A 25088-nucleotide genomic window follows, 5' to 3' on the forward strand; every position below is an offset into this window, starting at 1 on the left:
CAGCAACGGAGATCACCGCCATGCCCACCATCATCACCCGCGACGGTACCGAGATATTCTACAAGGACTGGGGACCGAAAGACGCCCAGCCGATCGTGTTCCACCACGGGTGGCCGCTCAGCGCCGACGACTGGGACAACCAGATGCTCTTCTTTCTAGGCAAGGGATTCCGGGTCATCGCCCACGATCGCCGCGGTCACGGCCGGTCGAGCCAGACCGATAGCGGCAACGAGATGGATACCTACGCCGCCGACGTCGCCGAGTTGGCGGCGCGGCTCGACCTTCGCGATGCCATTCACATCGGTCATTCCACCGGCGGTGGCGAAGTGGCCCGATATGTCGCGCGGGCCGAGCCGGGCCGGGTGGCGAAGGCCGTTCTGATCGGCGCGGTCCCACCGGTCATGGTCAAGTCGGACAAGAACCCCGGCGGGACGCCGATCGAGGCGTTCGACGGCTATCGGGCCGCGCTCGCCGCCAACCGCGCCCAGCTGTACATCGACGTGCCGACGGGACCTTTCTACGGCTACAACCGGCCCGGCGCGGTCGTCAGCCAGGGCGTCATCGACAATTGGTGGCGGCAGGGGATGATGGGCGGGACCAAGGCCCACTACGACTGCATCAAGGCGTTCAGCGAGACCGACTTCACCGACGACCTGAAGGCGATCGAAGTGCCGGTGCTGGTGATGCACGGTGACGACGACCAGATCGTACCCTACGCGGATTCGGCGCCGCTTTCGGCCGCTCTACTGAAGCACGGGAAGCTGAAGACCTATCCCGGCCTGCCCCACGGCATGTGCACGACCCACGCCGACATCATCAACGCCGACCTCTTGGAATTTATTCGCGGCGAAGAGACTGCACCGGAGGACAAGATTGTCATCCACCTGACGGCGGAGCCCGCCTAGCGCAGGCCGCAATGACCGCTGGCGAGGTGGTGGGCGTGCGTGATCGCCACCGCCAGCGCGTCCGCCGCGTCGGGTCCGGCGGGCTTGCAGCCGGGCAGCAGGCGCTGGACCATGGCGTGAACCTGCGACTTGTCGGCGCCGCCGGTGCCGACCACCGCCTTCTTGACCAGTGTCGGCGCATATTCGCCGACGTCGATACCGGCGCGAGCGGCGCACATCAGCGCGACGCCGCGGGCGTGGCTGAGCTTCAGCGTCGATTGCGGGTTCTTGTTGACGAACACCTCCTCGACCGCGGCGGCGGCGGGGGCATGATCGGCCAGCAGCGCCTCCAACTGGCTGGCGAGATGGGACAAGCGCCGCGGCAGCGGTTCGCTCGCGTCGGTCTTCAGCTGCCCGTTGGCCACATGGCTCAACCGATTGCCCTCGGCGCGGATGAGCCCCCAGCCGGTCGTGCCGAGGCCGGGGTCGAGTCCGAGGATGAGGGTCAGCCCAGCTTCTCCAAGTCGGCGTCGCTGATGTCGTAGTTGCCCCAGACCGTCTGGACGTCGTCGTCGTCTTCGAGCGCGTCGACCAGTTTCATCAAGGTTGCGACATCGTCGCCGGTGACGGTGACCTCCAGGTTTGGCTTCCACGCGAGCTTGACTGCTTCCGCCGGGCCGAGCGCGCTTTCCAGTGTCTTGGCGACGTCGTGCATGCCGTCCTGCTGGGTCCAGATCTGGTGGCCGTCCTCGTCGGACTGGACGTCGTCGGCGCCCGCCTCGATCGCGGCTTCCATCACCTTGTCCTCGTCGCCCGCCGCGGCCGGATATTCGATCAGGCCGAGCCGTTCGAAACCGTGCGCGACCGAACCTGACGCGCCGAGATTGCCGCCGTTCTTGGAAAAGGCGGTGCGGACGTTGGTCGCGGTGCGGTTGCGGTTGTCGGTCAGCGCCTCGACGATGATCGCGACGCCGCCCGGGCCATAGCCCTCGTAACGAACTTCCTCGTAATTTTCGGCATCGCCCTTCGACGCCTTGTCGATCGACCGCTGGATATTGTCCTTCGGCATCGACTGCGCCTTGGCGGCATTGACCGCTGCGCGCAGGCGCGGGTTCATGTCCGGATCGGGCAGCCCCATCTTCGCCGCGACGGTGATTTCGCGCGACAGCTTGGAGAACATGCCCGAGCGCTTCTTATCCTGAGCGCCCTTGCGGTGCATGATGTTCTTGAATTTGGAATGGCCGGCCATCGTGTCAGCCCAGCTTGACCGCGGTGCCCGACGCCGAAACCATCAGCATCGATCCGGTCTTGCCCAGCACTTCATAGTCGAGGTCGATAGCGATGACCGCGTCGGCGCCGATGTCCTGCGCCTCTGCCTGCAATTCGCTCAGCGCCTGATGGCGCGCATCGCGAAGCGCGTTCTCGTAGGCGCCTGAGCGGCCCCCGACGATGTCGCGCACCGAGGCGAAGATGTCTGAAAAGATGTTGGCGCCGACGATGACCTCGCCGGTGACGATGCCAAGGTAGGTGCGGACCTGCCGCCCTTCGATCGTCGAGGTGGTGGTGAGGATCATCGTCAGGCCTCCAGTTGCTTAGGCAAGCCCAAGGGCGTTGCGATAGGTTTCGAGCAGCGCATCGGCTTCGTCGCGGGCGTGCTTTTCCATCCGGCGCAGGCGGACGATGGCGCGCATCGTCTTGGTGTCATAGCCGTTGGCCTTGGCCTCGGCATAGACGTCCTTCACGTCGTCGGCGATGCCCTTCTTCTCTTCCTCGAGCCGCTCGATCCGTTCGATGAACAGCCGCAGCTGATCCGCCGCGACATTGCCTTCACTCATGTCATTCCCCGCTGGTTCGGCGAATCCGCCGTTAATGGTCGGCGATGCTCCTAGGCGAGGCATTTCAATGGCTCAACCCGGTTGAACGGGTCGCCAGAGCGGCTATGGCGGCTCCCGCAACAGACGAGGTGATCATGGCCGTTCTTCCGGGGCTTCCCCCGCGCACCCGCAAGGTAAAAGTGCTCGCGACGCTGGGCCCCGCCTCGTCCGACCCGGGGATGATCGAGGCGCTGCTTCGAGCCGGCGCCGACGCATTCCGCATCAACATGAGCCATGGTGAGCGGGCCGACAAGGCCAAGCTCGTCGACGCGATTCGCGGACTGGAACGGAGCCTGGGCCGGCCGATCTCGATCGTGTTTGACCTGCAGGGTCCCAAGCTTCGCGTCGGCGAGTTCAAGGACAAGTCGGTGATGCTCGAGACCGGGCAGACCTTCGTCCTCGACCTGGACGAGACGCCGGGCGACGCGACCCGCGCGCTGTTGCCGCACCCCGAATTGTTCGAAACGCTGGCGCCGGGCGACCGGCTGCTGATCGACGACGGCAAGGTGCGCTTGAAGGCGTTGACCGTCGCGCCCGACCGGATCGAGGCGGAGGTCGTGGTCGGCGGCAAGGTCAGCAACAACAAGGGCGTCAACGTTCCCGACGTAGTGGTGCCGATTCCCGCGCTGACCGAAAAGGACCGGCTGGACCTCGAATTCGCGCTCAGCCAGGGCGCCGATTTCATCGCGCTGTCGTTCGTGCAGCGCCCCGAGGACGTGATCGAGGCGCGGGGACTCGTCGGGGACAAGGCGGCGCTGCTCGCCAAGATCGAAAAGCCGCAGGCGATCGAGCGGCTGGCCGAAATCCTTGACCATGCCGACGCGGTGATGGTCGCGCGCGGCGACCTTGGCGTCGAGCTTCCGCCCGAAGGCGTCCCGCCGCTCCAGAACAAGATCGTCGCGATGGCGCGCCAGGCCGGCAAGCCGGTCGTGGTCGCGACCCAGATGCTGGAATCGATGATCGTCAGCCCGACGCCGACCCGCGCCGAAGTCAGCGACGTCGCCACCGCCATCTACGACGGTGCCGACGCGGTCATGCTGTCGGCCGAAAGCGCCGCGGGCGCCTATCCGGTCGAGGCGGTGACAATGATGGACCGCATCGCCGCCAGCGTCGAAAGCGATCCCGTCTACGCGGCGCGCATCCATTTCACGGAAACGCCGAGCGAGGCGACCGCCGCCGACGCGCTGAGCGAGAGCGCCGCGCAGATTGCCCGGACCCTGACGGTCAGGGCGATGGCCTGCTTCACCTCGTCGGGATCGACTGCGCGACGCATCGTCCGCGAACGGCCGCCGGTGCCGACCATCGCCATGACGTCGAGCAGGTCAGTTGCGCGCCGCCTGTCGCTGCAATGGGGCATCCACGCCATCCACACCCGCGACGTCCACAGCTTCGAGGACATGGTCGGCAAGGCAAAGCGCATGGCGCTTCGCCACGCGATGGCGAACGCCAACGACCGGCTGATCATCATGGCCGGCGTCCCGTTCGGGAAAAGCGGCTCGACCAACGTGCTGCACATCGTGCGGGTCGAAGGGACCGAGCTCGACGGATTCGACTTCTAGGCGACCGCTTGGGCAATCAGGGCGGGCACCTCGCCAGGGATCTCGCGCGACAGGAAGCCGACCGGGCCGACCGTCTCGCCGAGCCGCCGTCCCGCTTCGCCGTGGAGCCACACGCCCCACAGCAGCGCATCGAGCGGCGTCGCCCCCCGCGCGAGCAGGCCGCCGACGATCCCGGCCAGCACATCGCCCGACCCAGATACGCCAAGGCCAGGTCCGCCGCCGGCGTAGCGCCAGCAGGGTCCACCGGGCGCGACGATGTGGCTCTTGACGCCCTTGACCAGCACCAGCGCGTCGTAGCGCTCGGCGCATTGGCGTCCCGCCCCGAGCGGGTCGGCCTCGACCTCCTCAATGTCGCAGCCGAGCAGGCTGGCCATTTCACCGGCATGGGGAAGAAGGATTGGCGGAACGCTGGCGGCGCGGGCATCGTCGGCGCGCTGCGGCAGGGCGTGGAGCAGCGCGGCGTCGAGCACGACCCGCTTGCCCGCGCGGCACAGCTCGCCCGCCAGCCGCTCCGCCGCCGGATTGCCGCGCAGGCCCGGCCCGGCGACGACCACATCGATATCCGCCAGCCGCTCGAGCATCGGGGTGACCGCTCGCCGCGAAAAGCCGCCGTCCCGCGCGGTGGCGTAGCCGACGACCATTGCTTCGGGCATGGCGATGCCGAGGTGGACGGCGATGTCGTCCGGCGCGGCGAGCTGAAGCTTGCCCGCCCCCGCCCGCATCGCCCCGTGGGCGGTCAGCAGCGCCGCGCCCGGCACGTCGCGCGACCCGGCGATGATCAGGATCCGCCCGTGACCGTCCTTGTCCGACCCGACCACGGGCGGCAGCGGGTGACGCTTCAACTCGGTCGGGGTCAGGTTGCGCGGCGCCGTCATCGCGATCCGGTCATGACCTCGGGCTCGGCGGTCTTGGGCGTGCCCTGTTCCTCCAGCGGCGCACCGTGGTTCCACAGCGCCAGCGTCGGCACGCACAGCGCCTGCGCATTGGGCTCGAAGTCGAAGGCGGCGATTCCGCAATTGAGAATGTCGGCCTGCTTGTCGATCGCCAGTATCTGGCCTTCGGTCAGCTCCTCGAGGATGTAGCGCATGCACAGCACCACGACCTGGTGGCAGACGACCAGCACCCGCTTGTCGGCATAGTGAAGGTTGATGGTGTTCATCATCGAGCGGAGCCGCAGGATGACGTCGGCCCAGCTCTCGCCGCCCGGCGGGCGGTGGTAGAATTTGCCCATCTTGGCGCGGTGGGCGGCTTCCTGCGGATACTGCTCGCGGATGCCGAGCGTAGTCAGGCCGTCGAACACCCCGAACTCGCGTTCGCGCAGCCGCTCGTCGAGGATCGTCGGCTTGGCCCCGCCGCACAGCCCGCCGGCGGCGCAGATCGCCTCGGCCGTCTGGCGCGCCCGGACATAGGGACTGGACAGCAGCACCTCCGGCTTCTGGTCCTCCGGCAGCGACGCGAACCACCGCCCCGCCGCCTCCGCCTGGGCGTGGCCGAGGTCGGATAGCGGCACGTCGACGTCGCGCAGGTCGAGATCGATCACCGAATGGCCCGCCTCATGTGCGAGGTCGCGGGCGACATTGCCCTGGCTCTGCCCGTGACGGACCAGCCACAACCGTTCGGGCCAATGCTGTCGCTGCGCCATCTGTCCTCCTGTTCGCCCCGACCAACCCCGTCAGGCTGAACTTGTTTCCATCCGCCGGCTAGCCTAGCGCTGGCCGCCCGAAGGAGAGCATATGGCGACGACCATCGACGAACTGGAGAAGCGGCGCGAGGCGGCGCGGATGGGCGGCGGGCAGAAGCGCATCGACGCGCAGCACGCCAAGGGCCGCCTGACGGCGCGCGAGCGTCTGACCGTGCTGCTCGACCCGGACTCGTTCGAAGAAGTCGACATGTATGTGGAGCATAATTGCGTCGACTTCGGCATGGAGAGCCAGAAATTTCCCGGCGACGGCGTCGTTACCGGCAGCGGCACGATCAACGGCCGGCTGGTCTATGTCTTCGCGCAGGACTTCACCGTGTTCGGCGGCTCGCTGTCCGAACGCCACGCGCAGAAAATCTGCAAGATCATGGACGCGGCGATGAAGGTCGGCGCGCCGGTGATCGGCCTCAACGACAGCGGCGGCGCGCGGATCCAGGAAGGCGTCGCCTCGCTCGGCGGCTATGCCGAGGTGTTCCAGCGCAACGTGCTCGCCAGCGGCGTGGTGCCGCAGCTCAGCCTGATCATGGGTCCGTGCGCGGGCGGCGCGGTCTATTCACCGGCGATGACCGACTTCATCTTCATGGTGAAGGATTCGAGCTACATGTTCGTCACCGGGCCTGACGTGGTGAAGACGGTGACCAACGAGGTGGTGACCCAGGAAGAGCTGGGCGGCGCCATTACCCACACGCAGAAATCTGGTGTCGCCGATGTGGCGTTCGAGAACGACATCGACGCCTTGCTGGCGACGCGGGAGTTCTTCGATTTTCTGCCGCTGTCGAACCGCCACGACGTGCCGGAACGGCCCACCGAAGACCGCTGGGACCGGATCGAGGAAAGCCTCGACACGCTAGTCCCGCCGAGCGCGGCAACCCCCTACGACATGCACGAGCTGATCCGGAAGGTCGCCGACGAGGGCGACTTCTTCGAGCTCCAGCCCAAGCATGCTGCCAACATCATCGTCGGCTTCGCGCGCATCGAGGGGCGGACCGTCGGCATCGTCGCCAACCAGCCGATGGTGCTGGCCGGATGTCTCGACATCAATTCATCGAAGAAGGGCGCGCGCTTCGTCCGCTTCTGCGACGCGTTCGACATCCCGATCGTCACCTTCGTCGACGTGCCCGGATTCCTGCCCGGCGTGGGGCAGGAACATCACGGCATCATCAAGCATGGCGCCAAGCTGCTGTTCGCCTATGCCGAGGCGACGGTGCCGAAGATCACGGTCATCACCCGCAAGGCCTATGGCGGCGCCTATGACGTCATGGCGTCGAAGCATCTGCGCGGCGATTTGAACTACGCCTGGCCGACCGCCGAGATCGCGGTGATGGGCGCCAAGGGCGCGGTTGAGATCATCTTCCGCGGCCAGACGGCGGAAGAGCAGGCGGAACGCACCCGCGAATATGAAGAGCGCTTCGCCAACCCGTTCGTGGCGGCGAGCAAGGGCTTCATCGACGAGGTGATCTACCCGCACTCGACGCGCAAGCGCGTGGCGTTGGGCCTGCGCAAACTCCGCGACAAGGCGCTGGAAAATCCGTGGAAGAAACACGACAATATTCCGCTGTGAGCGATTGGTTTCTTCTCGAATGGCTGGATGCAGCCGGTAAGAAGCAGGCCGACATCGCCAATGATCTGGAATGGAATAAATCCAAGGTTAGCATGGTTGTGCGGGGAATGCAGCGGTACACTCGAGATGAGGTGAATGAACTGTCTGCCTATCTGGGCATTCGACCGCACGAGTTATTGATGCACCCATCGGAGGCGATGGCTTATCGACAGCTACGTTCGGCAGCTGAAGCAATTGTGACAGGAAAAAATCAATGAAGCTCGGACGCTTGAACCATGTCGGGGTCGCGACGCCGTCGATCGAGAGGTCGGTCGCGCTGTATCGCGAGAAGATGGGGGCAACGACGGTGCATGACCCGTTCGACCTACCCGCGCAGGGCGTGCGGGTGTGCTTCGTCGATGCGCCGAACATGCAGGTCGAGTTGATCGAGCCGCTGGGCGCGGACTCGCCGATCGTTAGGTTCCTCGAGCGCAATCCCGAGGGCGGCCAGCACCACCTCTGCTTCGAGGTCGCGGACATCGATGAGGCGCGCGCCTGGTACGAAGCCAAGGGCGTGGGCATCCTCGGCCCGACCCGCATCGGCGCGCACGGCACGCCGATCTTCTTCCTCCACCCCAAGGACATGGGCGGCGTGCTGACCGAAATCATGGAAAGCCCGCGCCAAGCGCATTGATTGGCAAGCGGGAACGCCCGCGCTAGGGCCGTTTTCCATGAGTGACGACAAGAAGTCCGCCTGGAAGGCGCTGGCCGACAAGGAATCGAAGGGCCGCGACCTCAGCCGCGAGACGCCGGAGGGCATCCGCCTGAAGACCGTCTACGGGCCCGAGGATTCGGCCGGGATCGACAGCGGTTATCCCGGCGTCGCGCCCTACACGCGCGGGCCTTATGCGACGATGTATGCCGGGCGGCCGTGGACGATCCGGCAATATGCGGGCTTTTCGACCGCCGAGGAATCGAACGCTTTCTATCGGCGTAACCTGGCGGCGGGGCAGAAGGGGCTGAGCGTCGCCTTCGACCTCGCCACGCACCGTGGTTACGACAGCGACCATCCGCGGGTGACCGGCGACGTCGGCAAGGCGGGCGTCGCGATCGACAGCGTCGAGGACATGAAGCTGCTGTTCGACGGCATCCCGCTGGGCGAGATGAGCGTCAGCATGACCATGAACGGCGCGGTGCTACCGGTGATGTCGTTCTTTATCGTCGCGGGCGAGGAGCAGGGGGTCGACCGTCGGGCTCTTAGCGGCACAATCCAGAACGACATCCTGAAAGAGTTCGCGGTCCGCAACACCTACATCTACCCGCCCGAACCCTCGATGCGGATCGTCAGCGACATCATCGCCTACACGTCGCGCGAAATGCCGAAGTTCAACTCGATCTCGATCAGCGGCTACCACATGCACGAGGCCGGGGCGACGGCGGTGCAGGAGATGGCCTACACCTTGGCCGACGGCATGGAATATGTCCGCGCCGCGATGCGATCCGGGCTCGACATCGACGCCTTCGCGCCGCGCCTCAGCTTCTTCTGGGGCATCGGCATGAACCTGTTCATGGAGGTCGCCAAGATGCGCGCCGCGCGCACGCTGTGGGCGCGGATCATGACCGACCTTGGTGCAAAATCGGAAAAGTCGAAGCTGCTGCGCACCCACTGCCAGACCAGCGGCGTGTCGTTGACCGAGCAGGACCCCTACAACAACATCGTCCGCACGACGATCGAGGCGATGGCGGCGGTTCTCGGCGGGACCCAGTCGCTGCACACCAATTCGTTCGACGAGGCGATCGCGCTGCCGACTGATTTTTCCGCGCGCATCGCCCGCAATACGCAGTTGATCCTGGCCGAGGAAAGCGGCGTGACGGCGGTCGCCGATCCGCTCGGCGGAAGCTGGTATGTCGAGGCGCTGACCCGCGAGCTGGAAGAAAAGGCCTGGGCGCTAATCGAGGAAGTCGAGGCGCATGGCGGGATGACCAAGGCGGTCGCCGAAGGGCTTCCCAAGACGCGCATCGAGGAAGCGGCGGCGGCGCGGGCGGCCAAGGTCGATACGGGTGAAACGGTGATCGTCGGGGTCAACCGCTATCGCCTGAAGGATGAGCCGGAACTCGACATCCTGGAGGTCGACAATGCCCGCGTCCGCGCCGGCCAGATTGCGCGGCTGAAGGCCATGCGCGAGGCGCGCGACGAGACCAAGGTGGTCGCCGCGCTCGATGCATTGGAAGCGGGCGCGCGGGGCGGTGAAAATCTGTTGGCGTTGTCGGTCGAATGCGCGCGGGTCCGCTGCTCGCTAGGCGAGATTTCGGATGCGCTGGAGCGAGCGTTCGGGCGTTACGCGACGTCGCCCAATCCGGTCAGCGGCATTTACGGACAGCGGTCAGACGAGCGCTGGACCGGCGCGGTGGCGGGAACGCGGTCGGTCGCCGATCGGTTGGGCCGCAAGCCCCGTATCCTCGTCGCCAAGATGGGCCAGGACGGGCACGACCGCGGGGCGAACCTGGTGTCGTCGGCGTTTGGCGACCTTGGCTTCGAGGTCATCGCCGGCCCCCTGTTCCAGACCCCGCGCGAAGCGGCCGAACTGGCGGTAGAGCGCGATGTTGACGTGGTCGGCGCCAGCAGCCTGGCGGCAGGCCACAAGACGCTGATCCCCGAACTGATCGCCGCGCTGAAGGAAGCCGGCCGCGCCGACATCAAGGTCGTCGCCGGCGGCGTCATCCCGCCGCAGGATTACGCGATGCTGCGCGAGGCAGGGGTGCAGGCGATCTTTGGGCCGGGGACGAACCTTGCGGACGCGGCGGACGAGGTGCTGCGCCTGCTCGGCCACAACAAGCCGCCGGTCGATGAGGCGACGGAGTGAAGAAGCTGATCTTCATTGGCGCATCGATCATTTATGCGATTGTTGACTGTCTCATTTACCTGGGATTGACGTTGCAATGTGGATTGGGTCCAGACAGTCCCATAACCTGCAATGATAATGCAGATCGGCAGGCATTCAGCTTTGCTGTTGGGTCGTTCGTTTTCTATGCCATCCTAAGCGTCGGCTTTTGGCGCTATCGGTCAAAGTCGAAGAGCTGAGATGTTCACAAAAATCCTGATCGCCAATCGCGGGGAAATTGCCTGTCGCGTGATACGCACCGCCAAGGCAATGGGCATCAAGACGGTCGCGGTCTATTCCGACGCCGACGCTCGCGCGCCGCATGTACGGATGGCGGACGAAAGCGTTCGCCTCGGTCCGGCGCCGGCAGCGGAAAGCTATCTCAAGGCCGAGCTGATCATCGACGCGTGCCGGGCGACCGGCGCGGAGGCGGTGCATCCGGGCTATGGCTTCCTGTCCGAGCGGACCAGCTTTGCCGAGGCGTTGAAGGACGCCGGCATCGCGTTCATCGGCCCGCCGGCCAACGCGATCGCGGCGATGGGCGACAAGATCGAATCCAAGAAGCTGGCCAAGGAAGCGGGCGTCAACGTCGTCCCCGGCTACCTCGGTGAGATTGCCGACACCGACGAGGCGGTGCGGATCGCGGGTGACATCGGCTATCCGGTGATGATGAAGGCGTCGGCCGGCGGCGGTGGCAAGGGCATGCGTCTCGCCTATTCGGAGCAGGACGTGCGTGAAGGCTTCGAGGCGACCAAGCGCGAGGGCCTCGCCAGCTTCGGCGACGATCGGGTATTCCTGGAAAAATTCATCGAGGATCCGCGCCACATCGAGATCCAGATCCTCGGCGACCAGCACGGCAACATCGTCTATTTGAATGAACGCGAATGCTCGATCCAGCGCCGCCACCAGAAGGTGGTCGAGGAAGCGCCGTCACCTTTCGTGTCGCCGGAGATGCGCCGCGCCATGGGCGAGCAATGCGTCGCGCTGGCCCGCGCGGTGGGTTACTATTCGGCGGGCACGGTCGAGCTAATCGTCAACGGCGCCGACCCGACCGGCAAGGGTTTCTACTTCCTGGAAATGAACACCCGGCTGCAGGTCGAGCATCCGGTGACCGAGGAAATCACCGGCCTCGACCTCGTCGAGCAGATGATCCGCGTTGCCGCCGGCGAGAAGCTGGCGTTCACGCAGGACGACGTGAAGATCGACGGCTGGTCGATCGAGACCCGAGTCTATGCCGAGGATCCGTATCGCGGGTTCCTGCCCTCGACCGGGCGGCTGACGACCTACCAGCCGCCGCGCCTCGATAGCGATGGCGACGTTCGAGTGCGCGTCGACGACGGCGTGTTCGAAGGCGGCGAGGTCAGCATGTTCTACGACCCGATGATCGCCAAGCTGATCACCCACGCGCCGACGCGGCAAGCGGCGATCGACGCGCAGATCGAGGCGCTCGACGCGTTCCAGCTCAACGGCATTTCCGACAACATCGATTTTCTGTCGGCGCTGATGCAGCACCCGCGCTTCCAGTCGGGCAACCTCACCACCGGCTTTATCGCCGAGGAGTATCCCGAAGGGTTCCATGGCGCGCCGGCGGACGAGGAACTGGTCAAGGACCTAGCGGCGATCGCGGCGATGGTCGCCGCGACCCACGAGACCCGCGCGGCGATGGTCGACGGGCAGCTTGGCGGTCCGGTGTTTCCCGACGGCGACTATGTGGTGCGCGTATCGGGCGACGAGTTCGCGGTCGCGATCGAGCCTTATGACGGCGGCCTGCTGGTCAGCGTCGACGGCGAGGAAGAGATCGACCTGGTCGGCGATTATGTGCCGGGCCAGCCGCTGATCGTTGCCTACCTCGACGACCGCCGCCGCATCGTCCAAGTCGCCAAGGAGGGGCGCGGCTGGCGCCTGACCGCGCGGGGGCGCGTCACGACGTGCAGGTGCTGGCGCCCCATGTCGCCGACCTGACTCGCCACATGATCGAAAAGGAAGCGCCCGACCTGTCGCGCTTCCTGCTGGCGCCGATGCCGGGGCTGCTCACCAAGCTGGAGGTCAAGGCCGGCGACAAGGTCGAGGCCGGCCAGCCGGTCGCGGTGATCGAGGCGATGAAGATGGAAAACATCCTCCGTGCGACCAAGGCGACGACGGTGAAGGCGGTGCCGGCGGGCGTCGGCGACAGCCTGGCCGTCGACGAGGTGATCGTCGAGTTCGACTAGGAGCGTCGCTCGAGGTGGAGCAGCGGGTAGGGGCGGCCCTGTCCGTCGCGCTCGCTTCGGCCGGTGATCGTAAAGCCGATGCCTTCGTAAAAGGAGCGCGCGGGAACGTTGGCTTCGTTGACGTCGAGCGGACGACCGGCTTGCCGGCGGCGAACCGCTCGACCATCGCCCGGCCGATGCCGCGGCCTTGCGCGGCCGGGGCGACGAACAGCGCATCGATGGTGTCGCCCTCGGCAATCATGAAGGCCAGCGGTTGGCCATCTTCGGCGACGGCGAGGTCATATGCGAGGCCGGGCAGCTTCGCCGCCACCTCGGCGTCGATGACGGCGCGATCCTCGCCGCTCAGGAAATCGTGACCGCTCTCGCCGGTGGCGGCTCTCCAGATGGCCAGCGCGGCGGGGCATCCGCCGCCGTCGAACGGCGGACGTGCCAGATCACTTCGTCAGTCTCTTGAGAGGCGGCAGGACCCACAGGGTAATCGCGGTGGCCGCGGTCAGCATCAGCGCGACGTCGTAGCTGCCGAGGCCGACGGCGATTCCGATCGCGCCTGTGACCCACAGGCTGGCGGCGGTCGCGGTGCCGCGAACGCTGTCGTCCTTGCGCAGGATGGCGCCCCCACCGATGAAGCCCATGCCGGTGATCAGCCCCTCGATGATCCGCGCCAGCGCCTCGGGGTTGTCGGCGGCGATGCCCTCCGCGGCCTGGATCAGCCCGCAGCACGCCACCGCGACCAGCGGAAAGGTGCGCAGGCCCGCGCTCCGCTCCTCCTGCTCGCGGTTCCAGCCTATGGGCAAGGCAAGAAGGTAGGCGATCGCCAGTGCCGCCAGGTGAGGCAGGACATTGAAGGACTGCCCGCCCAGGATGTCGCTCATTGATCCGTCTCCTCGCCCGATCGGTTGCGCAATTCGACGCGGCGAAGCTTACCGGTCGCCGTCTTGGGCAGCGCGTCGACGAACGCGATCTCGCGCGGATATTTGTAGGGCGCGATGCGGTCCTTGACGAAGGCCTTGAGCTTTTCGGCAAGCTCGTCGCTGGCCTCCGCGAAGTCGGCGAGGACGATGAATGCCTTCACCCGTTGCCCGCGTTCCGCGCAGGGAACGCCGATCACCGCGCATTCGACCACCGCCGGGTGGGCGATCAGCGCATTTTCCACTTCGGGCGCGCCGATGTTGTAGCCGCTGCTGACGATCATGTCGTCGGTGCGGGCCTGGAACCAGAAATAGCCGTCGGCATCGCGGGCGTAGGTGTCGCCCGTCAAATTCCATCCATTTTGGACGTAATCTTTCTGACGCGGGTCATCGAGGTACCGGCAACCGGTCGGGCCCTTCACGGCAAGGCGCCCCTCGCCTTCGGCGAGCTGGTTGCCATCCGCGTCGAGGATCGCGGCGACATAGCCCGGTACGGCGCGGCCGGTTGCGCCGGGGCGGATTGCCTCGCCGCTTTCGGAGATGAAGATGTGCATCATCTCGGTCGCGCCGATGCCGTCGACGATCGCAATGCCGGTGCGCTCCTTCCAAGCCTGCCAGGTCGCTTGCGGCAGGTGCTCGCCGGCCGAAAGGCAGGACTTGAGGGTGGGCAGCGCCGCATCGATCGACGGTGAAGACAGCATTGCCTTGTAGGCCGTCGGAGCGGTGGCGAGGTGGGTGACGCCGAACCTGGCGACCGTGTCGAGCAATTGCGGGGGCGTTGCCTGCTCGACGGTGGCGATGGCCGCGCCAAAGCGGAGCGGGAACAGCAACGTCGCACCCAGCCCGAAGGTGAAGGCGATCGGGGCCGATGTCAGCGCGATGTCGCCGGGGGTCATCGGGAAGTGGGTGCGAGCGAAGGTGTCGCCGGGACTGAGGCAATCGCGGTGGAAGTGGACGCAACCCTTGGGGATGCCGGTGGTGCCGCTGGTGAAGGCGATCAGCGCCGGCTCGTCCTGCGCGGTGTCAACCGGCGGTAGCGGCGTGAGCGCGGCGCAGCGGCTTTCGAGCGCGCCATGCCCGTAATCGCCGTCATATTTCAGAATGTGTTTCAGGCGGTGGGTCTGGTCCGCCGCCTCGCGCAGGTCGCCGATGAAGCGGCTGTCGCAGATGGCGTGGCTGATCTCGGCCTTGTCGATGATCGTCGCGATCTCGCCGGGGCGGAGCAGCGGCATGGTGGTGACGGCAACGCCGCCCGCCTTGAGCACGCCGAGCCAAGCGGCGAACAGCGTGTAGCCGTTGGGGCCGCGCAACAGGACGCGGTTGCCCGGGACCAGCTTTTCCTCGTCGACCAGCAGGCGCGCGACCCGGCCCGAAAATTCATCAAGGTCCGCATAGGTCCAGCGGCCGTGCCCGTTGACCACCGCGAGGTCGCCGGGCTTGCCGCCGCGCAGCAACTCCGCCGCCGCGTTCAGGCGATCGGGATAGTCGAGCAGGAGGAATTCCGGCTGGTCCTCGAGGGGCGGCAAGTGATCCCGGACGAAATTGTCGCTCATTCGGGCACCACCGCCGTCGCCTCGATCTCGACCCGCGCCTGCGGCTCGACCAGGCGGGCGACCTCGACTAGGGCCATCGCTGGGTAATGGTCGCCGACAACCCGCTTCCACGCCGCGCCGATCGCCTTCAGCGAGGCGAGGTATTCGTCGATCGAGGTGACGTAGCAGGTCAGTCGGACAAGGTGGTGCGGCCCTGCGCCGTCGCAGGCGAGGATTGCGGCGATATTGTCGAGCGCCTGCTCGAACTGGCCGGCGAGGCTATCCTGAGAGAAGCGCTCCTCCGCGTCCCAGCCGACCACGCCGGCAGTGTAGATGGTGCGCCCGGAGACGCTGATGCCGTTGGCGTAGCCTTTGGGCCGCGGCCAGCCCGGCGGCAGGAGCGATTTCATCGGTGGGCCTCCCGGATGAGATCGCGGGCGATGACCATTCGCTGCACCTCCGACGCGCCCTCGTAGATCCGAAGGGCGCGAATTTCGCGATAGAGCTCCTCCACCTTGGCGCCGCGCGTCACGCCGAGGCCGCCGTGAAGCTGGACCGCCATGTCGATGACGCGTTGCGCTTCCTCGGTGGCGTGGAGCTTGGCCATCGCGGCGGCGCGGCGATTGTCCGCGATTCCATTGTCCTGCTGCCAGGCGGCGCGGGCGATCAGCAGGGCGGACGCATCGATCGCGGTCGCCATCTCGGCGAGCCGCTCCTGAGTTACCGGATGATCGGCGAGGGTCGCCTCACCAAGTTTGCGCACGGTCGAGAACGACAGCGCTTCGTCGAGAGCGCGCCGCGCAAACCCGAGCGCCGCGGCGCCGACCGTGACCCGGAACAGGTTCAAGGTCTGCATCGCGATCCGGAAACCGTCGCCCTCCCCGCCGATCAGGGCCGAGGCGGGCAGCCGCACGCCGTCGAGCCTGAGGCGGGCGAGCGGGTGCGGGGCGATGACCTCGATCCGTTCGGCGACGGTCAGGCCGTGGGCCGTGGCGGGCAGGATGAAGGCGCTGAGGCCGCGAGCGCCGTCCTCGGCAGTTCCGGTGCGCGCGAACAGGGTGATGACATCGGCGATGGTGCCGTTGCTGATGTAGGTCTTTTCCCCGTCGACGATCCATTCTTCGCCGTCGCGAACCGCGCGGCAGGCAATGTTGGCGGCGTCGCTGCCGGTGTCCGGCTCGGTCAGCGCAAAGGCGGCGATCGCGCTGCCGGCGGCGACCCCGGGCAGCCAGTCGGCGCGCTGTTCTTCGTCGCCGAACAGGCTGATCGCGCCCGATCCCAGGCCCTGCATGGCAAAGGCGAAGTCGGCGAGTCCGGAAGCGCGGGCAAGCGTCGCGCGGGCGATCGCCAGGCTGCGCACATCGGGCGGCGAGTCCGGCGTTCCGACGCAAAGGTCGAGCAGGCCCGCCTCGCCAAGGTTGTGGACGAGCGCCCGGCACGCCGCGTCGACATCGTCGGCGTGGACGTCATCGAGATGGTCGTCGCACCATCCTTGAAGGTCGCGCGCCAGATCGCGGTGGCGTTGCTCGAAAAACGGCCAGGCGGGGTCGATCATCCTAATTGCCCTCGAACACCGGGTGGCGCTTGGCGGCGAAGGCCTCGTAGGCGCGTGAGAAATCGCGGGTGCGCATGCATTCGGCCTGAGCCGCCGCCTCCATGTCGATCGCGGCGTCGATCGAGACATTCCATTCCGCGTCGAGCATGCGCTTGGTCATGGCGTGGGCGAAGGTCGGGCCGGTGGCGAGGCTGGTGGCGAGCGACAAAGCTTCGGCCTGAACATCGTCGACGATGCGGCTGAAGAAACCCCAGCGCTCGCCCTCGACGGCATCGAAGCTGCGGCCGGTGAAAAGCAGCTCGGCGGCTCGGCCGTGTCCGATGATCCGCGGCAGGATGGCGCAGGCGCCCATGTCCGCGCCCGACAGGCCGACGCGGGTGAACAGGAAGGCGGTTTTGGCATCCGGCGCGGCAAGGCGGAGGTCGCTGGCCATGGCCATGATCGCGCCCGCGCCCGCGCAGACGCCCTCGACGGCGGCGACGATCGGCTGTGGGCAACCGCGCATCGCCTTGACCAGATCGCCGGTCATGGTGGTGAATGTCAGCAGCTCGGCCGTGTTCATCCTGGTCAGCGGACCGATGATTTCATGGACGTCGCCGCCCGAGCAGAAATTGCCGCCCGCGCCGGTGATGATCACCGTCTTCACGTCCGGCGCGTGCTTGAGCGCGCGAAACGTGTCGCGAAGTTCGGCATAGCTTTCGAAGGTCAGCGGGTTCTTCCGTTCCGGCCGATTGAGCGTGATCGTCGCGACGCCACCGGCAAATTCCCAGCGAAAGTGGGCGGGCGAAAATTCCGACGGGTTCATGCGCTGGTCCCGCCGTCGATGGTGACGCAGGCGCCGTTGATCGAGCCGCTCAAGGGGTGGCACAGGTTGACGATCGAGGCTGCGACCTCCTCGGCGGTGACCAGCCGGCCGTTGGCATTGAGCTTGGCGAGCGCGTCGCGGGATTCGTCGACCGACCGGCGCGAGACTTTCGCTATCCGCTCCGCGCTTTCGTCGACCATCGGCGTGTCGACGAACGCCGGGCAGACTGCGTTGACCGTCAGGTTGGTCTTGGCGAACTCCAGCGCCAGGCTTTTGGTCAGGCCGACCGCGCCGTGCTTTGACGCGACATAGGGCGCCGCATAGGCGCCGCCCTTCAGTCCGGCGACCGACGCCACGACGATCAGCCGCTTGCCTTCGCCCTGCAGTAGATCGGGCAGCACCAGTTGCGCGCCGTCGAACAGCGCGGTGAGGTTGGTGGCGATGATCCGGTCGAACGTCTCGCGCGCGGTGCGAAGGAAGGGCGCGCTGTCGCCGATGCCGGCGTTGAGGACGACATAGTCGAACGGACCGTTGGCTTCGCGCGCCTCGGCGAAAGCGCGCTCCATCGCCGCGCGATCGGTCACGTCGCAGGCGATCGCCGTGCCGCTTATTTCGTCGGCGATCGGTTGCAGAGCCTCGAGCCGCCGTCCCAGCAACGAAACCCGTGCGCCTTCCGCTGCAAGCATCCGCGCCGCGGCGGCGCCGATCCCCGTTCCACCGCCGGTGATCAGCGCGTGGCGACCGTTCGCAAAGCCCACTTCCGTCTCTCCCTCTTGGTGCCGACGCTAGGCCGGGGGCGGGCCCGCGCGCAAGCTTGGCTTGCACCGGCCCGCCAGCCGCCATAGGCCTGTCGGCCATGCAAACCGGCACGCTGCTCGCGCTCGCGATCTACTTCATCGCCATGCTTGGCATCGGCTTCTACGCCTGGCGGAAGTCGACCGCGGACACCGAGGGCTATTTGCTTGGGGGGCGCGACCTTGGCCCGGCGGTCACCGCGCTCAGCGCCGGCGCGTCCGACATGTCGGGCTGGCTGATGCTGGGACTTCCCGGCGCGATCTTTGCCACCGGCCTCGGACAGGCGTGGATCGGCATCGGCCTCATCATCGGTGCCTACCTCAACTATCGGCTCGTCGCGCCGCGTCTGCGGACCTATACGGAACTGGCGCGCGACGCGATCACCGTGCCCGACTTCCTCGAGGAACGGTTCCATGATGAAAGCCGTTCGCTGCGCCTGATCTCGGCACTGGTGATCATCATCTTCTTCGCGCTCTACACGTCGGCCGGGATGGTCTCGGGTGGCAAGTTCGCGGTGTCAGCGCTCGGCCTCTCTTACACGGACGGCATCTTGCTGATGGGCGGCGTGGTAGTCGTCTACACCGTGATGGGTGGATTCCTTGCGGTCAGCCTGACCGACTTCGCCCAGGGCTGCATCATGTTCGCGGCGCTGGTGATGGTGCCGCTCGCCGCCTACCTGACGCTTGGTGGCGAGGGGCTGGCGGGCGGCCTCGCGGCGGCGGAAGCAGCGCGGGGCTTGTCGCTGACGCAGATGGTCGGCGGGGCGGTGACGCCGATTGCGATCGTCAGCGCGGCGGCGTGGGGGCTCGGCTATTTCGGACAGCCGCACATCATCGTCCGCTTCATGGCGATCCGCGATGTGAAGGACATGCCGACCGCCCGGCGAATCAATATCGGCTGGATGGCCATCAGCCTGGTCGGCGCCATCCTGACCGGGCTCATTGGCGCCGCCTGGTTCGCCGCGCGGGGCGGGGCACCGGCCGACGCGGAGACGGTCTTCCTGGTCTTGGCGCAGATCCTGTTCCACCCGTTCATCGCCGGTTTCGTGCTTGCGGCGGTCCTGGCGGCGATCATGTCGACAATCAGTTCGCAGCTGCTGGTGACATCGTCGAGCCTGACCGAGGACATTTACAAGACTTTCTTCAAGCGGTCGGCGAGCGAGCGGGAGCTGGTCGCGATCGGCCGCGGCGCCGTGGTGCTGGTGGCGGTCATCGCGGGCTTGTTGGCGCTCGATCCGGAAAGCTCGATCCTCAGCCTGGTGGGCAATGCCTGGGCCGGATTCGGCGCGGCGTTCGGGCCGGCGATCCTGTTCTCGCTGCGGTGGAAGCGGACGACGCGCGAAGGCGTGCTGGCCGGGATGATCGTCGGCACGACGGTGGTGGTGGGCTGGATCATTCTCGGGTGGAGCGCCTGGCTTTACGAGATCGTCCCCGGTTTCATCGCGTCCAGCCTGGCCATCTGGCTGGTCAGCCTGTTCGGCGGTCCACCGTCGCACGCCATCGATATAGAATTTGATGCGGCGGTCGCCGCCTCCAAGGGAGCCTGAATATCATGAAGACCCGCGCCGCCGTCGCGTTCGAAGCCAAGAGGCCGCTGGAAATCGTCGAGGTCGACCTCGAAGGACCGCGCGAAGGCGAGGTGCTGGTCGAGATCATGGCGACCGGCATCTGCCATACCGACGCCTACACGCTCGACGGATTCGACAGCGAAGGCATCTTCCCGTCGATCCTGGGTCACGAAGGCGCGGGTGTCGTGCGCGAGGTCGGTCCGGGCGTCACCAGCGTCAAGCCGGGCGACCATGTCATCCCGCTCTACACGCCCGAATGCGGCAAGTGTAAAACCTGTCTTTCGGGCAAGTCGAACCTCTGCACCGCGATCCGCGCGACGCAGGGCAAGGGACTGATGCCTGACGGTACCACGCGCTTCAGCTACAAGGGGCAGCCGATCTTCCACTACATGGGCTGTTCGACCTTCGCGAACTTCACCGTGCTTCCGGAAATCGCGGTCGCGAAGATCCGCGAGGACGCGCCGTTCAAGACCAGCTGCTACATCGGATGTGGCGTCACCACCGGCGTCGGCGCGGTGACCAACACCGCCAAGGTGCAGCCGGGCGACAATGTCGTGGTGTTCGGGCTGGGCGGCATCGGCCTCAACGTCATCCAGGGCGCGAAGCTGGCCGGTGCGAACAGGATCGTCGGCATCGACATCAATCCCGATCGCGAGGAATGGGGCCGCCAGTTCGGCATGACCGATTTCCTCAACACCAAGGGCATGAGCCGCGACGAGATCGTCGCCAGGATCGTCGAGATTACCGACGGCGGCGCCGACTACAGCTTCGACGCGACCGGCAATACCGAGGTGATGCGCACCGCGCTGGAATGCTGCCACCGCGGCTGGGGCACCAGCGTCATCATCGGCGTTGCCGAAGCCGGTAAGGAGATCAGCACCCGGCCGTTCCAGCTGGTCACCGGCCGCAACTGGCGCGGCACCGCGTTTGGCGGCGCCAAGGGCAGGACCGACGTTCCGAAGATCGTCGACATGTACATGGAAGGGAAGATCGCGATCGACCCGATGATCACCCACGTCCTGACCCTTGAGGAAATCAACAAGGGCTTCGACCTGATGCATGCCGGGACAAGCATCCGCAGCGTCGTGGTCTATTGATTGAACGAGAGGAGAGGCGGGAATGTATAGCCACATGATGGTCGGGTCGAACGACACCGACAAATCGAAGAAATTCTACGACGCGCTGTTCGAGAAGGAAGGCCGGGCCGACGACAAGGGCCGCCTGTCCTATGGCCGAAGGGGAAGCGTGTTCATGGTGTCCAGGCCGATCGACGGCAACCCGGCCAGCATCGGCAACGGCAGCACGATCGGCTTCAATTTCGACAGCCCCGAGGAGGTCGATGCGTGGCACCAGCGCGGTGTTGCCGCCGGCGGCACCGCGATCGAGGATCCGCCCGGCTATCGCGAGAATGCGTTCGGCAAACTCTACCTTGCCTATCTGCGAGATCCGGACGGTAACAAATTGTGCGGGCTGCACCGTCCGGCCCAATGACGCTGGAAACCGTCAGTGAGGTGAAAAGCCACGGCGGGGTGCAGGGCGTCTATCGCCACGCCTCCGCCGCGACGACGACCGACATGGTCTTTTCGCTGTTCCTGCCGCCGCAACCGGAACGCGGCGAGCCGGTGCCGCTGCTGTGGTACCTGTCGGGCCTCACCTGCACCCACGCCAATGTTACGGAGAAGGGCGAATTCCGCGAGGCGTGCGCGCGCGCCGGGATCGCCTTCATCGCGCCCGATACCAGCCCGCGCGGCCCGGACGTTCCCGACGACCCGGAAGGCCTGTGGGATTTCGGCCAGGGTGCGGGCTTCTACCTCGACGCGACCCAGCAGCCGTGGGCGACGCATTTCAATATGCGCCGCTACATCCTCGATGAACTGCCCGCGCTGGTCGCGCAGCATTTCCCGGCGGACATGACCCGCCAGTCGATCACTGGTCATTCCATGGGTGGCCACGGTGCGCTGACGCTCGCGCTATCGAGCCCGGGGCGATTCCGGAGCGTATCGGCATTCGCGCCGATCGTCGCGCCGCGCCAGGTGCCGTGGGGCCGCAAGGCGCTGCGTCACTATCTGGGAGAGGGCGACGCGGTATGGCGCGCCCACGACACGGTCGCATTGATCGAGGATGGCGCGCGGGTCGATGAACTATTGGTCGATATCGGAGAGGCCGACCCGTTCCTTGAAAAGGAACTGAGGCCGGAGTTGCTGGAGGATGCCTGTGCCGACGCCGGGATTCCGCTGACGCTGCGGCGTCAGGCCGGGTACGACCACAGCTATTACTTCATATCCACCTTCATGGCGGACCATGTCGGCTGGCACGCCGAGCGGCTGAACCGTTAGAGTGGACTGGGTCGCCCAGGCACTGGCCGTCGGTGCGGCCCTTGCGGCGGGACTGCTGATCGGGATTGAGCGTGGCTGGAAGCTCAAGGGCCAGCGCGACGGGACGCGGGTGGCGGGTGTCCGCACCTTCAGCCTGCTGGGATTAAGCGGCGGCGTCGGTGGCCTGATCGGTGCGCAGGGCCAGCCGTTTGTCGCGGCGTTCCTTGCCGGCGGCGCGGTCGTCCTCCTGACCCTTGGCTATGCGCGCGAATTGAGGTCGCAGCGTGACATAACGAGCGCGGTCGCGGCGCTGGCCACCGTGGCGATCGGCTTCCTCGCGGGGTCGGGCAGTCAGGGACTGGCGATGGCCTGCGCCGCGGTCGTGGTGACCCTGCTCGCACTCCGCACCGAGCTTCATGGCTTCGTGGGCAATCTGGAAGCCGACGACGTCAAAGCGCTTGCGCGCTACGCGGTTATCGCCGGCGCCGTGCTGCCCCTGCTCCCCGACCGAGACATGGGACCGTATGACGCGTGGAATCCCCGCGAGCTATGGCTGGTCGTGGTACTCGTGACCGGCTTTTCCTTCGCCGGCTACATCGCCAATCGGCTTTTCGGCGCTCGGGTCGGCACGATCGGAACGGCGGTGATCGGTGGGGCGTACAGCTCGACGGCAGTGACCGCATCGCTTGCGCAGCGGCTTGGACGCGGCGAAGCGGGCGTTCCGGAACCGGCAGGGATCGCGCTTGCTTCGGCCGTCATGTATCTGCGCGTCGTGATCCTGGTCGCCGCGCTGGCGACAACGGTTCTGCTGCCATTTGTCATCATCATCGGACCGGCGCTGCTGGTAGGACTCGCGGCGGGGGCGTTGCTGTGGTGGAGGTCGAAACCGGGCGATACGGCCGAGCCGCCGGGCAACCCCATCGCGATCCTGCCGGCGCTGGGCTTCCTCGTCTTCGTCGCCGTGGCGGCGGTGCTTACCGGGTGGGCGGAGGGCCGCTTCGGCCAGCAGGGAATTGCCGCGTTGATCCTCGCCACCGGCAGTTTCGACGTCGATGTCGCCATCGTCACGCTCGGACGCCTGAAGCCCGGGGCGATCGCGCCAGACCTCGCCGCGCTGGCGCTGGCGGGCACGGTGGTCGCCAACATGATTGTCAAGATTGGCATCACCCTCGCCTACGCTCGCGGTAAGGGCCTGGCGGCTGCGGCGGCGCTGACCGCCAGCACCGCCACGCTGATCGGCTCGATCGTGGTCGGTTGGGTTCGCCTCTAAGGCTACAGCGGCGTCGCCGGGCAGTATTTCGCCAGGTAATCGCCGTGCGCCGGCATCTGGCTGACCACGTGGCGAATCGATTGCTCGATCGCATCGACCTCACGGCGCGTGGTCGGTTCGGGCAGCGTGTCCGCCATGACGTTGTGGCCGCCCATGGCGATGCCCTGACCCATCATCACGGCCGCCCAGCTGGTCTCGGTGAACAGTTCGTCCTCCTCGCGGAAGATCTGGCCGTTGCTTCTGAATAGCTCGATCTTTTCCGCCAGCGAGTCCGGGATCGGCATCGTCCGGCAGTGATTCCAGAAGTCGGAATCGGTGCGGCTGGTCGCGCTGTAGTGGAGCACCAGGAAGTCGCGGATGCGCGCATATTCGCGCCCCGTCAGCCGGTTGAACGCGTCTTCCTGCGCCTGCGTGACGCCCGACAGGTTGAGCAGCGAAATGAGCTTGTTGATGCCGGTGTTGATGAGGTGGATCGAGGTTGATTCCAGAGGTTCCATGAACCCGGCGGCGAGGCCCAGCGCGACGACATTCTTGTTCCAGAATTTCTTGCGGCGTCCGGTCACGAAGCGCAGGAAGTTGGGGTCCGCGGTCGGCTTGCCGGCAAGGTTGCCGAGCAGCGTGTCCAGCGCGGCCTCGTCGGAAATATACTCGCTGCAATAGACGTGGCCGTTGCCGTTCCGCTCCTGCAGCGGAACCTGCCACTGCCACCCAGCCGAATGAGCGGTGGCGCGCGTGTAGGGCATCGGACCGCTGCCGTCCTCGCGCGGGCAGGGCAGGGCGACGGCCCGGTCGCACGGCACGAAGTTGCGCCAGTCCTCATATCCGGTCTTGAGCGCCTGTTCGATCAGCAGGCCGCGGAAGCCCGAGCAATCGACGAACAGGTCGCCCGAAATCGTCTCGCCGCCATCGAGGGTCAGCGTGGTGACGAAGCCGGTTTCGCCATCGAGCGCAACGTCGACGACCTTGCCTTCGCGACGAACCGCGCCGCGCTTCTCGGCGTAGCCGCGCAGGAACTTGGCATAACGGCCGGCGTCGAGGTGATAGGCATAGTTGGTCGGCGGCAGGTCGTCGCGGGACCCATAATCCTCGGTTTTGGCAAAGCGCCCGAAGTGGGCGGCCATCGTTTCAAGGTTGAAGACCTGGATCGGCCGCCGGTCGCCGCCCTGGCGATACTTGTGCCAGACATGCGGGAAGGTGACCCCATGCAGTTCGTAGCCATAGTTGCCGAACGGATGGATGTAGCTGTCGCCCAGCTTGCCCCAATTGACGAACTGGATGCCGACCTTGAAGCTGCCTTGCGACGCGGCGAGCATCTCGGCCTCGTCGATTTCCAGCAGGCGGTTGAATTCCACGAACGGGGGGATCGTCGCCTCACCGACGCCGACGGTCCCGATCGCCTCCGATTCGACGACGGTGATTTCGACATTGGTACCGTTGCGCAAACGCGACAGTGCGGCAGCGGCCATCCACCCCGCCGTTCCGCCGCCGACAATGACGATGTGCCGGATTTCCCTCACATTCACCCTCCCCGATGGCGTCGGCAATAGCGCTGAATGAGGCAGATGTGAATGTTCGCACGAGCAACTTGTGAACATTCACATGACAATTTATGGTCAGTCCAAACCGACATACGAATCGGTAACGATAATGACGTCTTGGGGAGGGTCTTTTGTCTCGTCGTCACGATTCCGCG

Annotated in this window: 27 protein-coding genes; 14 read left to right on the forward strand and 13 right to left on the reverse strand. The window is 66.3% G+C overall.

Translation table 11 applies throughout. The features are described from left to right. Positions 1-20 precede the first annotated feature (20 nt). A complete protein-coding gene (locus H9L12_RS00090) occupies positions 21-905 on the forward strand; it encodes an alpha/beta fold hydrolase (RefSeq protein WP_187542105.1) in 885 nt (294 codons plus the stop codon). On the opposite strand, the gene ruvC is transcribed toward H9L12_RS00090, so the two are convergent. The 4 genes from ruvC to H9L12_RS00110 are packed head-to-tail and all read right to left on the reverse strand — an operon-like array spanning position 902 to position 2719. Then, positions 902-1393 carry a crossover junction endodeoxyribonuclease RuvC gene (gene ruvC / locus H9L12_RS00095; RefSeq protein ID WP_187543090.1) on the reverse strand — a complete coding sequence of 164 codons (492 nt, stop codon included), beginning with the start codon at positions 1391-1393 and terminating at the stop codon, positions 902-904. The genes H9L12_RS00090 and ruvC overlap by 4 nt on opposite strands. Beyond that, positions 1390-2133: a YebC/PmpR family DNA-binding transcriptional regulator gene (locus tag H9L12_RS00100; RefSeq protein ID WP_187542106.1), complete on the reverse strand. Its 744-nt coding sequence runs from the start codon at positions 2131-2133 to the stop codon at positions 1390-1392. Before H9L12_RS00100 ends, ruvC begins: the two co-directional genes overlap by 4 nt. A 4-nt stretch (positions 2134-2137) precedes the next feature. Next, a complete protein-coding gene (locus H9L12_RS00105) occupies positions 2138-2458 on the reverse strand; it encodes a heavy metal-binding domain-containing protein (protein WP_187542107.1) in 321 nt (106 codons plus the stop codon). A gap of 18 nt (positions 2459-2476) precedes the next feature. Beyond that, the gene (locus H9L12_RS00110; protein ID WP_187542108.1) at positions 2477-2719 is read right to left on the reverse strand and encodes a DUF2312 domain-containing protein; all 243 of its coding nucleotides are present in this window, start codon (positions 2717-2719) and stop codon (positions 2477-2479) included. A gap of 134 nt (positions 2720-2853) precedes the next feature. Here H9L12_RS00110 and pyk point away from each other — a divergent pair, with 134 nt between their 5' ends. Next, entirely contained in the window at positions 2854-4317 is a 1464-nt protein-coding gene (gene pyk, locus H9L12_RS00115) for a pyruvate kinase (protein ID WP_187542109.1), read from the forward strand. Here pyk and H9L12_RS00120 read toward each other — a convergent pair. Beyond that, positions 4314-5192 (reverse strand): NAD(P)H-hydrate dehydratase, encoded by an 879-nt coding sequence (locus tag H9L12_RS00120; RefSeq protein WP_187542110.1) that lies wholly within the window; start codon positions 5190-5192, stop codon positions 4314-4316. The two genes, pyk and H9L12_RS00120, sit on opposite strands and share 4 nt — an antisense overlap. Next, a complete protein-coding gene (locus tag H9L12_RS00125; RefSeq protein WP_187542111.1) occupies positions 5189-5959 on the reverse strand; it encodes a histidine phosphatase family protein in 771 nt (256 codons plus the stop codon). Before H9L12_RS00125 ends, H9L12_RS00120 begins: the two co-directional genes overlap by 4 nt. A gap of 91 nt (positions 5960-6050) precedes the next feature. Between H9L12_RS00125 and H9L12_RS00130 the strand changes: the two genes are divergently transcribed. The 7 genes from H9L12_RS00130 to H9L12_RS00155 all read left to right on the forward strand — a co-directional run bounded on the left by H9L12_RS00130 (position 6051) and on the right by H9L12_RS00155 (position 13102). Beyond that, positions 6051-7577, forward strand: a complete 1527-nt coding sequence (locus tag H9L12_RS00130) for an acyl-CoA carboxylase subunit beta (RefSeq protein WP_187542112.1) — start codon at positions 6051-6053, stop codon at positions 7575-7577. Next, positions 7547-7834: a helix-turn-helix transcriptional regulator gene (locus H9L12_RS00135; protein WP_187542113.1), complete on the forward strand. Its 288-nt coding sequence runs from the start codon at positions 7547-7549 to the stop codon at positions 7832-7834. The genes H9L12_RS00130 and H9L12_RS00135 overlap by 31 nt, the downstream gene beginning before the upstream one ends. Beyond that, positions 7831-8250 carry a methylmalonyl-CoA epimerase gene (mce, locus tag H9L12_RS00140; RefSeq protein ID WP_187542114.1) on the forward strand — a complete coding sequence of 140 codons (420 nt, stop codon included), beginning with the start codon at positions 7831-7833 and terminating at the stop codon, positions 8248-8250. The genes H9L12_RS00135 and mce overlap by 4 nt, the downstream gene beginning before the upstream one ends. A 37-nt stretch (positions 8251-8287) precedes the next feature. Beyond that, complete coding sequence (gene scpA, locus H9L12_RS00145; RefSeq protein WP_187542115.1) at positions 8288-10420, forward strand: methylmalonyl-CoA mutase; 2133 nt, start codon at positions 8288-8290, stop codon at positions 10418-10420. Between the two features lie 219 nt (positions 10421-10639). After that, complete coding sequence (locus tag H9L12_RS00150; RefSeq protein ID WP_425506784.1) at positions 10640-12400, forward strand: acetyl-CoA carboxylase biotin carboxylase subunit; 1761 nt, start codon at positions 10640-10642, stop codon at positions 12398-12400. Continuing rightward, entirely contained in the window at positions 12373-12648 is a 276-nt protein-coding gene (locus tag H9L12_RS14270; protein WP_425506785.1) for an acyl-CoA carboxylase biotin carboxyl carrier protein subunit, read from the forward strand. The genes H9L12_RS00150 and H9L12_RS14270 overlap by 28 nt, the downstream gene beginning before the upstream one ends. A gap of 187 nt (positions 12649-12835) precedes the next feature. Continuing rightward, positions 12836-13102, forward strand: a complete 267-nt coding sequence (locus H9L12_RS00155; protein WP_187542116.1) for a hypothetical protein — start codon at positions 12836-12838, stop codon at positions 13100-13102. On the opposite strand, the gene H9L12_RS00160 is transcribed toward H9L12_RS00155, so the two are convergent. From H9L12_RS00160 to H9L12_RS00185, 6 genes are read right to left on the reverse strand one after another with little or no spacing between them, the layout of a single operon-like run. After that, positions 13083-13520, reverse strand: a complete 438-nt coding sequence (locus H9L12_RS00160; protein ID WP_187542117.1) for an MgtC/SapB family protein — start codon at positions 13518-13520, stop codon at positions 13083-13085. The two genes, H9L12_RS00155 and H9L12_RS00160, sit on opposite strands and share 20 nt — an antisense overlap. Next, positions 13517-15109 carry an AMP-binding protein gene (locus H9L12_RS00165; protein ID WP_187542118.1) on the reverse strand — a complete coding sequence of 531 codons (1593 nt, stop codon included), beginning with the start codon at positions 15107-15109 and terminating at the stop codon, positions 13517-13519. Before H9L12_RS00165 ends, H9L12_RS00160 begins: the two co-directional genes overlap by 4 nt. Beyond that, complete coding sequence (locus H9L12_RS00170) at positions 15106-15498, reverse strand: RidA family protein (RefSeq protein ID WP_187542119.1); 393 nt, start codon at positions 15496-15498, stop codon at positions 15106-15108. The genes H9L12_RS00165 and H9L12_RS00170 overlap by 4 nt, the downstream gene beginning before the upstream one ends. Beyond that, complete coding sequence (locus H9L12_RS00175) at positions 15495-16643, reverse strand: acyl-CoA dehydrogenase family protein (RefSeq protein WP_187542120.1); 1149 nt, start codon at positions 16641-16643, stop codon at positions 15495-15497. Before H9L12_RS00175 ends, H9L12_RS00170 begins: the two co-directional genes overlap by 4 nt. A 1-nt stretch (position 16644) precedes the next feature. Beyond that, positions 16645-17448, reverse strand: a complete 804-nt coding sequence (locus tag H9L12_RS00180; protein WP_187542121.1) for an enoyl-CoA hydratase family protein — start codon at positions 17446-17448, stop codon at positions 16645-16647. Then, entirely contained in the window at positions 17445-18206 is a 762-nt protein-coding gene (locus H9L12_RS00185; protein WP_187542122.1) for an SDR family NAD(P)-dependent oxidoreductase, read from the reverse strand. Before H9L12_RS00185 ends, H9L12_RS00180 begins: the two co-directional genes overlap by 4 nt. Before the next feature lie 98 nt (positions 18207-18304). On the opposite strand from H9L12_RS00185, the gene putP reads away from it, so the two are divergent. The 5 genes from putP to H9L12_RS00210 are packed head-to-tail and all read left to right on the forward strand — an operon-like array spanning position 18305 to position 23395. Then, positions 18305-19789: a sodium/proline symporter PutP gene (gene putP, locus H9L12_RS00190; RefSeq protein WP_187542123.1), complete on the forward strand. Its 1485-nt coding sequence runs from the start codon at positions 18305-18307 to the stop codon at positions 19787-19789. Between the two features lie 5 nt (positions 19790-19794). After that, positions 19795-20907, forward strand: coding sequence for an S-(hydroxymethyl)glutathione dehydrogenase/class III alcohol dehydrogenase (locus tag H9L12_RS00195; RefSeq protein ID WP_187542124.1), 1113 nt, complete (start codon positions 19795-19797; stop codon positions 20905-20907). Between the two features lie 22 nt (positions 20908-20929). Beyond that, positions 20930-21301: a VOC family protein gene (locus H9L12_RS00200; RefSeq protein WP_187542125.1), complete on the forward strand. Its 372-nt coding sequence runs from the start codon at positions 20930-20932 to the stop codon at positions 21299-21301. Continuing rightward, a complete protein-coding gene (gene fghA, locus H9L12_RS00205) occupies positions 21298-22146 on the forward strand; it encodes an S-formylglutathione hydrolase (protein ID WP_187542126.1) in 849 nt (282 codons plus the stop codon). The genes H9L12_RS00200 and fghA overlap by 4 nt, the downstream gene beginning before the upstream one ends. 1 nt (position 22147) lies before the next feature. Continuing rightward, positions 22148-23395, forward strand: coding sequence for an MgtC/SapB family protein (locus H9L12_RS00210; protein ID WP_187542127.1), 1248 nt, complete (start codon positions 22148-22150; stop codon positions 23393-23395). 2 nt (positions 23396-23397) lie between these two features. Here the strand turns inward: H9L12_RS00210 and H9L12_RS00215 are convergent, their stop codons facing one another. After that, positions 23398-24861 (reverse strand): tryptophan halogenase family protein, encoded by a 1464-nt coding sequence (locus H9L12_RS00215; RefSeq protein WP_246450753.1) that lies wholly within the window; start codon positions 24859-24861, stop codon positions 23398-23400. Positions 24862-25088 lie beyond the last annotated feature (227 nt).

This window comes from Sphingomonas rhizophila (assembly GCF_014396585.1).
Taxonomy (GTDB): Bacteria; Pseudomonadota; Alphaproteobacteria; order Sphingomonadales; family Sphingomonadaceae; genus Sphingomicrobium; species Sphingomicrobium rhizophilum.